Here is a 439-nt window from a genome sequence, read left to right as displayed (position 1 = left end):
GTACAAGGTGATCAGTTTTTACGCGAAGAAAGCGCGTGGCATGATGGCTCGCTACATCATTGATAACAAAATCGATTCAGTGGAAGCGCTAACCAAGTTTGATACGGCGGGTTACTACTTCGTTGAAGAAGAGTCGAACGAGAAAGAGTTAGTCTTCAAGCGTGAAGAGCAAAACTAATAGCTCTTGGTTAATTAGTCACTCTTGGTTAACGAGTTACTTCGGCTTTAGCCTGTAATTAAACTTAGAGACGAGTTATTTAGCCTGATAACAGGCCAGACAATAATAAGCCAGACAAAGAAAAGCCCCATGCAGATAACTGCATGGGGCTTTTTATTGAATCATTGAAAGGCGGTTAGATTACTTGTTCTTAACGGCTTTCTTTTTCTTAGCGATTTTCTTTTTCTTAGCAATTTTTTGCTTAGCCACCGCTTTCTTATC

At 40.1% G+C, this 439-nt stretch carries 1 protein-coding gene; it reads left to right on the top strand.

Features of this window, described 5'->3' with window-relative positions:
• The coding region (gene yaaA / locus AACU55_RS22145) for a peroxide stress protein YaaA (protein ID WP_134707165.1) at nt 1-178 on the top strand (178 nt) is incomplete at its 5' end.
• Between the last annotated feature and the right edge of the window lie 261 nt (nt 179-439).

Origin of the sequence: Rahnella sp. CJA17(1/100), from assembly GCF_963881615.1 — a bacterium.
GTDB lineage: Bacteria > Pseudomonadota > Gammaproteobacteria > Enterobacterales > Enterobacteriaceae > Rahnella > Rahnella aceris.
This window is presented reverse-complemented; position numbering and strand designations above follow the sequence as displayed.